13 protein-coding genes and 1 tRNA gene are annotated in these 13,912 nt (G+C 67.0%); 8 read left to right on the top strand and 6 right to left on the bottom strand.

From position 1 onward, the window contains the following. Window positions 1–22: 22 nt before the first annotated feature. Window positions 23–1,339: an ATP-binding protein gene (locus QO033_RS11920; RefSeq protein WP_284481199.1), complete on the bottom strand. Its 1,317-nt coding sequence runs from the start codon at window positions 1,337–1,339 to the stop codon at window positions 23–25. 145 nt (window positions 1,340–1,484) lie between these two features. Here QO033_RS11920 and QO033_RS11925 point away from each other — a divergent pair, with 145 nt between their 5' ends. Further along, the gene (locus QO033_RS11925; protein ID WP_284481253.1) at window positions 1,485–2,399 is read left to right on the top strand and encodes an MBL fold metallo-hydrolase; all 915 of its coding nucleotides are present in this window, start codon (window positions 1,485–1,487) and stop codon (window positions 2,397–2,399) included. A 100-nt stretch (window positions 2,400–2,499) separates the two neighbouring features. Beyond that, window positions 2,500–2,574 (top strand) — tRNA-Asn (locus tag QO033_RS11930). Window positions 2,575–2,872: 298 nt separating this feature from the next. Here the strand turns inward: QO033_RS11930 and QO033_RS11935 are convergent. Continuing rightward, on the bottom strand, window positions 2,873–3,667 hold the full coding sequence (locus tag QO033_RS11935) for a sulfite exporter TauE/SafE family protein (RefSeq protein ID WP_284481200.1): 795 nt from the start codon (window positions 3,665–3,667) through the stop codon (window positions 2,873–2,875). Window positions 3,668–4,045: 378 nt separating this feature from the next. Here QO033_RS11935 and QO033_RS11940 point away from each other — a divergent pair, with 378 nt between their 5' ends. Both QO033_RS11940 and QO033_RS11945 read left to right on the top strand, forming a co-directional pair. After that, window positions 4,046–4,882, top strand: coding sequence for an IclR family transcriptional regulator (locus QO033_RS11940; protein ID WP_284481201.1), 837 nt, complete (start codon window positions 4,046–4,048; stop codon window positions 4,880–4,882). A gap of 1 nt (window position 4,883) precedes the next feature. After that, window positions 4,884–5,711 carry an IclR family transcriptional regulator gene (locus tag QO033_RS11945; protein WP_284481202.1) on the top strand — a complete coding sequence of 276 codons (828 nt, stop codon included), beginning with the start codon at window positions 4,884–4,886 and terminating at the stop codon, window positions 5,709–5,711. Window positions 5,712–5,729: 18 nt separating this feature from the next. Here QO033_RS11945 and QO033_RS11950 read toward each other — a convergent pair whose 3' ends face one another. Further along, entirely contained in the window at window positions 5,730–6,422 is a 693-nt protein-coding gene (locus QO033_RS11950; RefSeq protein WP_284481203.1) for an EthD domain-containing protein, read from the bottom strand. 39 nt (window positions 6,423–6,461) lie between these two features. Beyond that, window positions 6,462–7,616, bottom strand: a complete 1,155-nt coding sequence (locus tag QO033_RS11955) for an NADH:flavin oxidoreductase/NADH oxidase (protein WP_284481204.1) — start codon at window positions 7,614–7,616, stop codon at window positions 6,462–6,464. Window positions 7,617–7,782: 166 nt separating this feature from the next. Here QO033_RS11955 and QO033_RS11960 point away from each other — a divergent pair, with 166 nt between their 5' ends. Then, on the top strand, window positions 7,783–8,394 hold the full coding sequence (locus QO033_RS11960) for an NAD(P)-dependent oxidoreductase (protein ID WP_284481205.1): 612 nt from the start codon (window positions 7,783–7,785) through the stop codon (window positions 8,392–8,394). 26 nt (window positions 8,395–8,420) lie between these two features. On the opposite strand, the gene QO033_RS11965 is transcribed toward QO033_RS11960, so the two are convergent. Continuing rightward, on the bottom strand, window positions 8,421–9,182 hold the full coding sequence (locus QO033_RS11965; protein ID WP_284481206.1) for an SDR family NAD(P)-dependent oxidoreductase: 762 nt from the start codon (window positions 9,180–9,182) through the stop codon (window positions 8,421–8,423). 206 nt (window positions 9,183–9,388) lie between these two features. Here QO033_RS11965 and QO033_RS11970 point away from each other — a divergent pair, with 206 nt between their 5' ends. Continuing rightward, complete coding sequence (locus QO033_RS11970) at window positions 9,389–10,210, top strand: helix-turn-helix transcriptional regulator (protein WP_284481207.1); 822 nt, start codon at window positions 9,389–9,391, stop codon at window positions 10,208–10,210. Between the two features lie 34 nt (window positions 10,211–10,244). On the opposite strand, the gene QO033_RS11975 is transcribed toward QO033_RS11970, so the two are convergent. Continuing rightward, a complete protein-coding gene (locus tag QO033_RS11975; RefSeq protein ID WP_284481208.1) occupies window positions 10,245–11,192 on the bottom strand; it encodes an AraC family transcriptional regulator in 948 nt (315 codons plus the stop codon). Window positions 11,193–11,515: 323 nt separating this feature from the next. Here QO033_RS11975 and QO033_RS11980 point away from each other — a divergent pair, with 323 nt between their 5' ends. Together QO033_RS11980 and QO033_RS11985 are read left to right on the top strand one after the other, a co-directional pair. Then, window positions 11,516–13,225: an FAD-dependent oxidoreductase gene (locus tag QO033_RS11980; protein ID WP_284481209.1), complete on the top strand. Its 1,710-nt coding sequence runs from the start codon at window positions 11,516–11,518 to the stop codon at window positions 13,223–13,225. 32 nt (window positions 13,226–13,257) lie between these two features. Beyond that, complete coding sequence (locus QO033_RS11985; protein WP_284481210.1) at window positions 13,258–13,896, top strand: EthD family reductase; 639 nt, start codon at window positions 13,258–13,260, stop codon at window positions 13,894–13,896. Window positions 13,897–13,912: the final 16 nt, after the last annotated feature.

The raw sequence follows: 13,912 nt of genomic DNA on the forward strand, positions 1-13,912 counted from the left end.
GCCGCCGGTTTGAGCGTCGCGCCTAGCGTCCGATCACGATATCGGCGCAGAGCCCGCCGAGCGTCTCGCTCTGGCCCAGACGCAGGGTGCCACCATGCGCCCGGGCGGCATCGGTGACGATCGCCAGCCCCAGCCCGACGCCGCTGCCGCGATCCTGATTGCGCGCCGGATCCAGCCGGGCGAAGGGTTTCATCGCCTCCGCCCGCTGATCGGCCGGGATGCCGGGACCGTCGTCCTCGACCCGGATGCGCAGGCTCTTGTCCGTCAGCAGCACCGAGACCTCGGCCCGGCTGCCGTAGCGGACCGCGTTGTCGATCAGGTTTTCCACCGCGCGCCGGATTGCCACCGCCCGCAGGGTCACCAACCCCGCCCCCTCGGTCCGGGTCAGCTCGACCGCCTTGCCCGCCCGCACCGCGTCTTCGACGATCTCGCGCACCAGCGCCACCGGATCGGTCGGCTCCGGTTCCGACAGCATGGCACCGCGGGAGAATTCAAGAAAGGTATCGACCAGCCGCTGCATCTCGTCAACGTCGCGCAACAGCGGCGCGGCCTCTTCATCGTCGATCATCGACAGCCCCAGCTTCAGCCGGGTCAGCGGCGTGCGCAGATCGTGGCTCACCCCCGACAGCATCAGGGTGCGCTGTTCGATCTGCCGTTCGATCCGCGCCCGCATGTCGAGAAAGGCGCTGCCCGCCGCCCGCACCTCGGTGGCGCCGCTGGGCCGGAACGGTTCCATCCGGCCGCGACCGAAGGCCTGGGCGGCATCCGCCAGCCGGGTGATCGGCCGCAGCTGGTTACGCATATAGATGAAGGCCACGATGGTCATCAGCAGCGCGAAGAACACCATGGTGACGATCAGCTGATGCGGCGTGCCCACCGTGACCTGACTGCGGTGAAACCCGACCTCCAGCGGCCCATGCACGGTGCTGACGAAGATCTGCACGGAGGAATCGGCATTGAACCGCACCGCCAGCGTCTCGGGCATCCAGCGGCGCATCAGCGACCGCACATGCATGCCGGAGAAATCGTACCAGCGCATGAAGTCCTCCGGCACCTCCTCCGGCTCGACGAAGCGCAACCGCATCTGCAACGCCGGCAGCGCCGGTTCCAGCGCCAGCAGCGCCGCCTGCCGGTCCGGCGCCTGATCGGCCTGGTCGATGACGAAGGCGATCTCCTGCTCCTTGTTGCGGGTCATCTGTTCGATGATCCCCTGCAGGTGATTCTGGATGAAGGCGACCGACACCACCAGCATCACGGCGATGACCGGCAGCAGCAGGATCAGCGCCGCCCGCGCATAGAGCCCGCGCGGCATATAGTGTTTGAGCCAGTCGAACGACATGCGCTAAGCCTAATGGGCAAGCTGCGGCGTGGAAACCGGATTCAGAAGGAAAGCCGCGGCAAAACAACCCGCTAGGGTCAGGACCGGCGAAACGCCGCCGGACTTGTCGCCCGATCATGCCGTCAACCCCGAGGATCGCCCGATGCTGCAGCCCCCCGATGATTTCGACCCCACCCATGGCGTGCCCGAGACCCTTTCGGACGGGCTGCGCCGGCTGGTGGCGCCGAATCCCTCGCCCATGACCTATCGCGGCACCAACACCTATCTGGTCGGCACCCGCGAGCTGGCGGTGATCGATCCCGGTCCGATGAGCGAGCCGCATCTGGAGGCGATTCTGGCCGCGCTGGAGCCGGGCCAGAGCATCAGCCACATCGTCGTCACCCATTCGCATTCCGACCATTCGCCGCTGGCCAGGCCGCTGGCCGAGCGCACCGGCGCCCGCATCCACGCCTTTGGCGGCCCTGAGGCCGGGCGCAGCGCGGTGATGGACAGGATCGCCGCCACCGGCCTCGCCGGCGGCGGCGAGGGGATCGACCACGGCTTCATTCCGGATGAACTCCTGCCCGATGGCGGCCTGATAGAGGGCGACGGCTGGGCGCTGGAGGTGATTCACACCCCCGGGCATCTCGGCAACCATATCGCCCTGGCCATGGGCGACATCTGTTTCACCGCCGATCACGTGATGGGCTGGGCGACCTCTCTGGTTTCGCCCCCGGATGGCGATCTGACCGATTTCATGGCCTCCTGCCGCCGCCTGCGCGACCGCAGCTGGTCGGTGTTCCACCCCGGCCACGGCGCCCCGATCGCCACCCCCGCCGCCCGGCTTGACTGGCTGATCGAACACCGCCTGGGGCGCGAGGCGCAGATCCTCGAGGCGCTGAGCGACGGGCCCGCCACAACCGCCCAGCTGACCCGGCGCGTCTATACCGATGTGAACCCGATGCTGCTGCCCGCCGCGGAACGCAACGTCTTTGCCCACCTCGTTGATCTGACAGGACAAAACCGCGTTGAGACCGGCGACGCCCTGGGCATCGAGGCGATGTTTTCCAGGCGCAGCTAGGCACCGAAGAACGAGGTCGCAGGCGGTGCAAGATTTTTCAAAAAACTGTCAAAACTCCTCTTGCACCCCCCAAACCCCATGGCTATACACCGCCACATGTTCCGGCGTAGCTCAGCGGTAGAGCAGTTGACTGTTAATCAATTGGTCGTAGGTTCGATCCCTACCGCCGGAGCCATAAAAAGCCCTCAAGTCGCAAAGGCTTGAGGGCTTTTTTGCATCTAACCGCTAAGCTTCATTTCCCATGGAAAACAGCGCTACGGCCGGTCAGTTTCGAAAGGGGCTTTCGGGCCAGATTGCGGCACTTTTCCCCTCCGGCGGCGCGGATGTTCCAGGGTCTTGGCCGATCAGAGCCGGTTGCGACCCGGCCCCAGCCCGCGCGCGTGGCGCGGGCTTTTCGATGACGGTGCCCTCATGCGAAGCGCGATGTGGGGAACAGGGAAAGCCGTTCCCTGCAGGACCCACCCCGCGAGCGATTATGCCCGATCCAGGCTCCCATGCCCGCCCCGGAGACCGGCCTCTGCCACCCCCTGCAGCAACAGGATGCAGCCGATCGCCAGCAGGATCAGCGTGATGATCAACCTGAAGCGATCGGCGTCGACATGCCGGACCAGGCGGGCGCCGGCCCAGCTGGAAGCCACCGCCAGCGGCAGGTACAGCGCGCTGACCGCCAGCGTTTCCCGGTTAAAGAGCCCCAGCGCCGCGAAGCTCGGCAATTTCATCAGGTTGACCGCGGCGAAAAAGATCACGCTGGTGCCGACATAGACCTCCTTGCGCAACCCTTTCGGCATCACGTAGATCTGAAAGGGCGGCGGCCCGGCATGGGCGATGGCGCTGGTGAAGCCGCTGGCTGCCCCGGCCAGACCCCCCAGAAGCCGATCATAGCGGGGAGCGCTTGCCGCCCCGGGCAGCCGCCGGACAAGCCCGAGGAGCTGCCAGCCCGCGAAGATCACGGAGACCGCCCCCAGCACCACTTTGACGCCCCATTCGGGCACGCTGGTTGCCAGCACATAGGCGGCGAGCACCCCGATCAATCCGCCGGGAATCATCACGCGCAGGAGCCGCGGGCAGAAACTGCGCCGATAGAGAAAGACCGCCACGGGATCCTGGATCAGCATGATCGGCAGCATCAGACCCGCGGCGGTGAGAGGGTCGGTAAAGGCGGCCACCAGCGGCGTGCTGGCCATGCCGATACCGGCAAATCCCCCCTTGGAAAGACCGAGGATGATAACCGCGATCGCCATCACCACGTAGAATACCGGATCCGTCATGCTGCCCTCCTCCCGGCCCGGCCGGGCCAGAGTATGCCCCACCCCCGCGCAGCGCGCGCGGGCCAGTCCCCCCGCTGATTTCATATGGATAATCTATTCGTCAATAACAAATATGATGAATGGCACCGACCACCCCCATCATGATACGACATTCCGGAGGTGGTGCCGCCGCTCATCGGCGGCGGATCTCGTTTGGAATGCCGGAAGGCCGACAAAATGCCATCGCCATCCGTAACGCCGTGGCGGCTTTTCCCCTGCCGGTGTAATTAGACGGTGTATCACGCGGCAGAATCTGGCTAACCTTTCTGCTCATCACAAATTCCGGAGGGAGCCACATATTGGTCTGCCCTCCGGCGGAAGGCAGAAAGGACGGCCCCCATGCGCCAGGGAGCACGCGGCATCCAGTCGATCGAGGTGAGCGGCAGAATCCTGCGCGCCCTGGCCCAGACCTGCGGCCCGATGATGCTCAAGGACCTGGCCCAGGCCGCCGACCTCGCCCCGGCGCAGTGTCACGCCTATCTGACCAGCCTGCGGCATGTCGGGCTGGTGCGCCAGGATCCGGCCACAGGCCATTACCGCACCGGCGCCTTCGCCCTGCGGCTGGGCATCGGCTGGATGAAAAGCACACCCCAGGCCGCGGCGGCCGTGCGGGAGCTGAAGGCGCTGACCGAGGAATTCGGCGTGATGTCGCTCCTCGCGGTCTGGGGCGCTGCGGGGCCGACGATCATCCATTTCAACGCCGGGGTGACGCAGACCGCGCTGAACATCCGCCAGGGCACGCTGTTCTCGGTCACCGGCACCGCCACCGGCCGGGTCTTCGCCGCCTTCGGCACCACGCCGGAAATCGAACAGCATATCGACGCCGATCTGGACAAGTCGCGACAGCGCAGCGGTATCGGCAGCATCCTGACCCGGGCCGATTTCGACCGGCAACGCGACACCACCCGCGCCCGGGGGTTCGCCACCGCCGAGGGCGGGCCGGTGCCCGGCCTGAACGCCGTCGCTGCGCCGATCTTCGGCTGCGACGGGCAGATGCGCTTTGTCGGCACGCTGATCGGGCCGACCGACGAACTCAACGTCGGGGAAGAGGCCGCAGAGGTCCGGCGGCTGCTGGCCGTGACCGGCTCCCTTTCCGCCCGCGGCGCGGAGGTTGCGGGCTCCCCCTCCCAGACCTATGCCGGAAGCATCGCCCCGGCCGACAGAGAGGTGGGATGACATGACCGCCCGGATCACCCAAAAGCCCGCCGCGCCGAAATCCGCCGCGTCGAAACCGGAGGGACGCGGTGTCCAGTCGATCGAGACCGGGGCCCGCCTGCTCACCGCGCTGGTCGACGAAGGCGAACCAATGGCGCTGAAGGATCTTGCGCAGATCGCCGGCCTCGCCCCGGCGCAGGCGCATGCCTATCTGGTCAGCTACCGCAAGACCGATCTGGTGGAACAGGATCCCGAGACCGGACGCTACCGGCTGGGGCGCTTCGCCCTCGACCTCGGCATCGCCAGCATGCGCACCACCGATCCGATGCGACTGGCCAGCGAAACCGCGGTGGCGCTGTCCGAACGCACCGCGCTGCATGTGGCGCTGGTGGTCTGGGGCACCTTCGGCCCCACGGTGGTCGAAGTTCAGGAAAGCGGCAGCCAGCTCAACATGAACACCCGGCCCGGCACGGTCTATTCCCTGACCGGCACGTCCAGCGGCCGGGTCTTCACCGCCTTTCTGCCGGAGGCCACGATCAAGGAGGCGCTGGCGCGCGAGAAACGCGAACGGGCCGACAGCGGCCGCGTCGGCACCTATCGCTTCATGTCCCGCAAGGAGATCGACCAGATCCGCAGCGCCGGCTGGGCGATGGCAGAGAATCCGCCGGTTCCCGGGATCACCGCCTATGCCGCGCCGGTGTTCGATCACGCCGGGCAGATGGTCATGACGGTGACGATCATCGGTCATGACCACTATCTGCGCGACCGCGCCGAGAGGGAGTTCATCCCCGCCCTGCTGGAGGCGACCCGGCAGCTGTCCGGCGAGCTGGGCTACAGCGCCGGGACCTGAGCCGGGTCGCCCGCCGGATCAGGCGATCTGCCGGGTCTCAACGAAGAACGGGGTGATTTCATCCAGGAAATCCAGCGCATGCTGCTGGGTCCGGGTAACGATATCGCTGGCATAGAGCTGCGCCGCCGTCTCCTTGTCGCGGAACCAGAATTCCACGATCCCGTCCACCGGCACCGCGTCGTACTCCGCGCTCTCGGTGCGCGAGCCGTGATAACGGTCGACGACGAGGTTCTGCACATAGCCCAGCACATCGGGCCACTGCCTCACCCAATCGGCATGAACCTTCAGCCATTCGTGGCGGAACTCCGCCTCAGACACCCCGGGCAGCCGCTTCAGCAGTGTCATCCGCTTCACGAAGGGCCCCTCGCCCAGCTCGACCGGCACCACCACGTGTTTCTCGCAGGCAAGCAGATGGACATCGCCCAGAAAGTCTTCCTCGTCCTTATGCGCGGCACCGAAGGCAGGGGTGGCCACCGCCGTCATCATCGCCTCAAGATCGTCGAAATGCAGCTCCGACATCCCATCCAGATCCCAGGGGCCGCGGGCATGGTCGATGCCGAACTGTTCCTTGTCCACAACCCGGTGCTGAAAATAAGCCCTGAGCCCAGGGAACTGCGCCGCCAGCGGCCCGTGCGCCGCCTGCCAGTGCCGGTCGAAGGCCTCCGGCGTCAGCTTCGGGTTTCGCTGCAGCAGGCCGAACCGTGCAATCATCTTGTCTCTCCTCCTGTTTCGGCGGGAAAGGCCCGCCACCTATTCCTGTTCGGCGATCAGCCGACGCAGCACCGGTTCGCGCTTGTCCAGCCAGGCGGCATGCCGCTCCGGCCAGAGGGTATAGCCCGCCTCCCCGGTCAGCGCCCGCCGCGCCGCCGCCGGCCAATAGGGGTCCTGCAACGCCGCGCGCCCGATCGCCACCAGATCGGCCTGCCCCCGGGCGACGATCTCCTCGGCCTGCGCCGGGCTGGTGATCAGCCCGACCGCCTGCGTCGGCACCCCGACCTCGGCCCGCACCCGGGCGGCGAAGGGCACCTGAAATCCGAAGCCGCGCGGCACGTTGCTGCGCCGGGTCTCCTCCGACAGCCCGCCGGAGGAGCAATCGATCACATCGACCCCAACCGCCTTGAGCCGCGCTGCCAGCACCACGGTGTCATCCATGCCCCAGCCGCCTTCGGCCCCGTCGACGCAGGACAGCCGGGCGAACAGCGGCTTGTCCGCCGGCCAGACCGCCCGCACCGCCGCTGCGATCTCCACCGCCAGCCGCATCCGGTTCTCCAGCGTGCCGCCATAGGCGTCCTGCCGCTGGTTGGCGATGGGTGACAGAAAGCTCGCCACCAGATAGCCGTGACCGTAGTGCAGCTCGATGGCGTCCATGTCGGCGGCATCCGCCCGGCGGGCCGCGTCGACATGCTGCGCGACGATCTCCGCGATCTCATCCGCGCTCAGCGCCTGCGGCACGCCCCATTCGGGCCCGGCGGCGATGGCGCTCGGCCCGACCCGGCGCCAGGCGATCCCGGCGGCCTCGATCTCCGCCGCGCTCAGCGCCTGACCGCCGTGCCAGAGCGGCTGGGAAAATGCCTTGCGGCCGGAATGGGCGATCTGCACCCCCATCAGCCCGCCATTGGCATGAGCGAAATCGGCCAGCCTCTTCAGACCGGGAATATGATCGTCCGACCAGATCCCCAGATCGTCGATGCCGACCCGGGAGTCGGAGGCGATCGCGGTGCTTTCGGTGAACACCAGCCCGGCGCCACCCAAGACGAACTTGCCGTAGTGAACCAGATGCCAGTCGGTCGCATGGCCGTTCCGGCCCGCATGCTGACACATCGGCGAGATCACCACCCGGTTCCTGAGCGTCCGCCCCCGCAGCGTAAGGGGGGTGAAAAGTGTCGCTGTGGCGGTCTCGCCCATGGCCTGTTCCTTCTGCTCATGCGCGCGCAGGCCCGATCCGCCCCGGCGCGCCGTGTCGGGCCACCATGCCAATCCCGGCCGGGGTTTCCTGTCGCAAGCGGTGAGGACAGACCCACGACCCCCCGCTGTGGCCGGATGGAGCGCGCAAATCCGAGGAGGGGAACACATGAAAATCGCAATCATCGGGGCGGCCGGAAACGTCGGGCGGCGGCTGGTGGCCGAAGCGCTGTCGCGCCGGCACGAGGTCACCGCCATCGGCCGCACCCGCACCCGGCTGGAGGAGCTGGCCAATGTCACCGTCAGGATCGCGACCATCGGCGACCCCGACGCGCTGGCCGAGGCTCTGGCAGGCCAGGACGCGGTGATCAGCACGGTGCGTTTCGTCGACTACGATCCGCAGAACCTGCTGAGCGCGCTGCGCAAGGCCGGCGCGCCCCGGCTGCTGGTGGTCGGCGGCGCCGGTTCGCTGACCTCGCCCGCCGGCGGGCTGGTGATGGACGGACCGAATTTCCCCGAAGCCGCCCTGCCCGAGGCCCGTGCCGGCGGCAAGATGCTCGAGGCGCTGCGCGGCACAGAGGACCTCGACTGGAGCTTCCTGTCGCCCTCGGCGATCTTTACAGCCGGCGCGCGCACCGGAGAGTTTCGGCTCGGCCAGGACGATCTGCTGATCGATGACGGCGGCAAGAGCCATATCTCCTACGAGGATCTCGCCGTCGCGATGCTGGACGAGGTCGAGGATGGCCGCCATTCCCGGATGCGGTTCACCGTCGGCTACTGAAGCCGCCGCGGAGAGCGACAGCGCGCTCAGCGCGCTGTATATCCGCCATCCGCCCCCAACACCGCGCCGGTCATGAAGCTGGCCCGGTCGCTCAGCAGGAAACAGATCGCCTCGGCGATTTCCGCCGGCCGCGCCAGCCGCTGCATCGGGTGACGGTCGGCGATAGCGCGCCGCTCCGCATCGTCGCGGCCAGAGAGGATCGGCGTATCGACATAGCCCGGCGCGATCGCGTTCACCCGGATGCCCTGCGTCGCATAGTCCAGCGCGGCACTCCGCGTCAGCCCCACCACGCCATGTTTGGCAGCGGCATATCCGGCGCGGCCCTCGGCGGCGACGACCCCGAGGATCGAAGACATGTTGACGATGCTGCCGCCACCCGCGGCCAGCAGCGCCGGGATCTCCGCCCGCAGGCAATGAAAGACACCGGTCAGGTTAACGCTGAGCTGACGCGCCCATTCGTCGAGCGGGATATCGGCCAGCGCGCAATAGGGTGTGACCACGCCGGCGTTGTTCACGCAGCCATCCAGCCGACCGAACCGCTCCAACGTGGCCGCGATCGCTGCCGTCACCCCGGCGGCATCGCTCACATCCAGCCACAGCGCCGCCGCCTGCCCACCAGCGCCGCGCAGATCGGCCGCCAACGCCTCCGCCGCGCCACCATCGAGATCCGCGATCATCACCCGCGCCCCGCGACCGGCCAGCAAACGCGCCGTCTCCGCCCCGATGCCCGAGGCGCCGCCGGTCACGAAAACCACCCTGCCCGCGAATTCCTGTCTGTCCTCCGGCATCCCTGTCCCTCCCGCATGGTTTTTCCGATCCGGCGATCATCGGGCAGAGCCCGTTGCGCCGCTGTCGCCACAGCTCAGGACAGCGGCTGGCAATTCCAGACAAGACCTCTGGCAAGCGGATGCAAGCACGGGCCGGCGCCACGGCCTATCCTCATCCCCAAGGACCGGGCCCAGACCCCGCGTCCCGGACCAGGGAGGACGACACGATGATCTTTTCGCGAATTGATATGGCCGAGGCCCGCGCCGATACCGCCATTGCCGATCTGTGCGAGATCGTTCAGGCGGTGGGAACCGATCGCTTCGACGACATGCTCGACAGCCTGTTGCGCAGCCGCTTCGCCATCGCCGAGGTCTTCGCCGCCCGTTACCCGCGCAACGCGCGCGGCCGTCCGGTCCTCATCAGCAGCAGCGACGACGCTGCCGCCCGGTCGCGGGCCGAGGACTATTGCGCCAGTTTCTTCGGCGACGATCCGCTGTTCGACATGCTCGACACCGACACGCCCGACGGGTTCTACGCCATCCAGGTCGCGGCAGAAAGCGTGCGCGCGCCGCGCTTCCGCTCCGCCTGCTTCACCCGGCCGGGTTATTGCGAAAACCTGACCCTCGTGCGCAAGGAAGGCGACACGCTGCTGCTGCTGAAGCTGTTCGCCCGGACGGCCAACGGCCCCTTCAGCCCGGCGCAGGTCAGCGAGCTGAGCCAGCTCGGTACGTTGCTTCTGCCCCTGCTGCTGCTGCACACCCGCCTGTCGGGAGAGGAACACCGGTTCCGCCAGGTCAGCGCCGAGGAGATGGAGGACTGCGTGTCCTGGGCTTTCCCGGAACTGACCCGTCGCGAGGTGGCGGTCTGCGCCCGGTCGATCCTGGGGGTGACGGCAGAGGGGATCGCGCTCGACCTCGGGATCAAGCAAACCAGCGTGCTGACCTATCGCCGCCGTGCCTATGCCCGGCTGAACGTCAGCTCGATCAATCAGCTCTCCTCGATGCTGATCCAATCCTCCGCCGCACGCAAACTGGCACTGGCGTCGTAAGACGCCAGCCCGGGGGAAGTGCCGCGCCGCGGTCTCAGTTCTTTTTCAGAAGGCTGCTCGGCAACACGCCGAACTTGCGGGAAAACGCCCGGCTGAAATGGGCGACATCCTTGAACCCGAAGCTGAAGGCAGCCTCGGTCACATTCTGCACCCGCGCCCGCAGCAGCGCGTCATGCGCCAGCTCCAGACGCCGGTCCCAGACCCAGCGCATCGGTGTCGTGCCGCCGGTGGCGAAGGCCCGGTTCAGCGTCCGTGGCGATACCCCGCTCGCCTCCGCCAGACGGTCGAGGTTCAGGTCGGTATCGTCGATATTGCGGTTCACGAACTCCGCCAGCCGATCCATCAGCGCCCTGGCATGGCGCTGCTCCACCGGCGCCGGCTCCGGCCCGACGGTGGAGACCACGTCCAGCGTCGCCCCCACCAGCTGCTCGGTGTTCAGCGTCTGCCGCGTCACCGCGCCGGTGCAGAGCTTTTCGATCATGGTCAGCGCCAACAGGCTGTTCACATTGTCCTGCCTCAGCACGATCGGCGATTTGCTGTTCACGATCGCCGGGCAATGCCGCTCCATCAGCTCCGGCGTCACCCAAAGCGCCATGGCCAGGTATTTCTGCGGGATTTCCAGCTCGAACGGCGTGCCATGGCGATAGACCAGCGCCTCACCGTGGCGGGCCAGGCAACGATCTTCGCCCTGGGTCAGCCGCAGCTCGCCGCGTTGCGCCATCAGAAACATGTAGCCGTCGAACTGATCGCGCTGGATGTAATGCGAGTCCCGCGCGAACCATCCGGCCGACGACTGGATGCGCGACATCCGCGCCTGCCCCAGCGAGACCGAGCTCAGTTCACCACGGAACTGCCTGTCCTCGCCCGGCACGTATTGGGTTCGCGAAAACGTGGCGCAAACGATCTCGTGCCAGGTATCGACATCGTCCATCCGGACATAGCTGACCTCCGGCTGGGATATACGGGCCGTCATCGTTTGCATTTGCGCCTCCACCTCTCCCAATAACTAATACATTAACAATAGACGAATTCCAAGATCTTCCATCCTGGCACCGTCTCGGGCCCCTCCGCTCACCTGCTCCGCGCCCGCACGATCCTGAAAAAACCATGAATTGCATCATGTTGGACGCATCTTTTCGCCCGAAGCTTTCACCGGGAGCTTTGTCATCGGCTGGGGGGACAGACCTGACGGCCTCTCCTGAGCAAACTGCAGATCGAACGGAATGACCCGCGCGCCCGGACGATTCTCTGCACCTCCGGGAGGCGCGCGCCAGCAAGCACAGTATCGACAAAGGTGAGAAGCCAATGAACAAGAATGAGTTTGACGTCATCGTTGCCGGGTCCGGTGCCGGTGGGCTGTCGAGCGCCATCGTCGCCGCCGACGAGGGCCTCTCCGTGCTCGTGATCGAGAAGTCCGACAAGTTCGGTGGCACCACGTCCCGCTCGGGCGGATGGATCTGGATCCCCAACAACAGCCACGCCAAGCGCGAGGGGCTGGAGGATTCCTTCGACAAGGCCCGCACCTATATCGAGGCCGAGGCCGGCAACCAGTTCGACGCAACCCGGGTCGATGCCTTCCTCAACAGCGGGCCGAAGATGCTCGACTGGTTCGACCGCAACACCGATGTCAAATTCACCCTGGGCAGCTATTTCCCCGACTACCACCCCTATCAGCCGGGCGGGATGGATGGCGGCCGTTCGCTGAACGCCGATCCGGTGAACCTCGCCACCCTCGGCAAGAACGCCGACCGGCTGGCGCCGCCGATCCCCGAGGCGACCTTCATGGGCATGATGGTCGGCTCCAACCGCGAATTGAAGCACTTCTTCGAGGCCACCCGCTCGGTCAAATCCTTCGGCTATGTCGGCGCGCTGCTGGCCCGCTACGGGTATGAGAAGGTTCGCTACGGCAAGACGATGCGGCTGACCAACGGCGCCGCGCTGGTGGCGCGGCTGGCCAAATCGGCCTTCGACCGCGGGGTCGAGATCCGGACCAGCACGCCGCTCAAGGACCTGATCCTAGAAAACGGGCGCGTCACCGGCGTCGTCGTCGATGGCCCCTCGGGCCAGCAGACGCTGAAGGCGCGCAAGGGCGTGGTGCTGGCCACCGGCGGCTTCCCCTTCGACATGGAGATGCGCAAGAAGCTCTACAGTCACGCCCCGACCGGCAGCGGCCATTATTCCCCCGCCAACCCCGACAATACCGGCGACGCGATGCGGATCACCGCCGATCTCGATGCGGCGATCTCTGACGGCTACAAGCAGCCGGCCGCCTGGGTGCCGATTTCGCTGGTGCCGCGCAAGGACGGCAGTTATGGCACCTTCCCGCATTTCGTCGACCGCGGCAAACCCGGTGTCATCGCAGTGATGCGCAATGGCCGGCGCTTCGTCAACGAGGCGAATTCCTATCACGATTACGGCTCCGGGCTGATCGCCGCCCACGATGGCGTCGGCGAGGCGGAATCCTGGCTGATCATCGACCACCCGACCCTGCGGCTCTACGGGCTGGGCTTCGTCAAACCCTATCCGATCCCGCTGCAGCCAGCGCTGCGCTCGGGCTATCTCAAGCGCGGCAAGACCCTGCGCGAACTCGCCGCCGCCACCGGTATCGACCCCGACGGGCTGGAGAAGACCGTGACGGATTTCAACCGTCACGCTCGCGAGACCGGCGAGGATCCGGAATTCGGTCGCGGCACCACCGCCTACAACCGCTATCTCGGCGATCCCGATCACAAGCCCAATCCCTGCGTGAAGCCGATCGAGAACGGGCCGTTCTACGCCATCCGCGTGGTGCTGGGCGATCTGGGCAGCTTCGTCGGCCATCGCACCGATGCCTCGGCCCGCGTGCTCAACAGCCACAACGACCCGATCCCCGGGCTCTATGCGGTCGGCAACGATGCCGCCAGCCTCTTCGGCGGCAACTATTCCGGCGGCGGCATCACACTGGGCCCGGCGATGACCTTCGGCTATATCGCCGGCCGGCATCTGGCGGGGATCAGCGAGGGGGCGGCCGCCTGAGCGCGGTGCCCCGATCCAGGAAAGGGACGTCCATGATCAAACGTTGCACATTGCTGCGCCGGCGCGAGGACGTCCCCGTGCCGGCCTTCCGCGACCACTGGTCCAGCATCCACGCCGATATCGCCGCCGGCTTTGACGGGCTGGACCGGTACAACCAGAACCATGTCACCCGGGTCTGCTGGCAGTTCGGCCCGCCCCGGTTCCAGGTCGACGGCATTGTCGAACTGTGGTTCGGCTCGCAGGCAGATGTCGACCGCGCCGCGCAGTCCGACACCACCAGGGCCCTGATCGTGGATGAGCCCAACTTCCTCTCCGGCCTCACCGCCCTGGTGGTGGGGGAAGCCGACTGTCCGCAGGCGGCAGCGGCAGAGGCGGCGAAATACATGGTCCTGGCGCGCAGCACCGCCCCGGTCCGGCTGGAGGCCGCGCTGGTGGCCCATTGCGCCGCCCTGACGGCAGCGGGCACCGCGATCACGCTGAGCATCGATCCGCTGACACCGGGCTTCACCCGCGAGACCCTGTGGTCAGAGCCCCAGCCCCCGACCCTGCTGATCTCGATCCGCACCGCCGATCCGCGCCTCGTCTCGGAAACATCGGCACTGCGCGGGATCATCAACGATCACGCCGAGGCGGCGCTGGCGGTCGCAGTCGACGAGCTTCGCATCGTCTGAGCCCCGACGTCTGGGC

Origin of the sequence: Pseudodonghicola flavimaris (genome assembly GCF_030164425.1) — a bacterium.
Taxonomy (GTDB): domain Bacteria; phylum Pseudomonadota; class Alphaproteobacteria; order Rhodobacterales; family Rhodobacteraceae; genus Pseudodonghicola; species Pseudodonghicola flavimaris.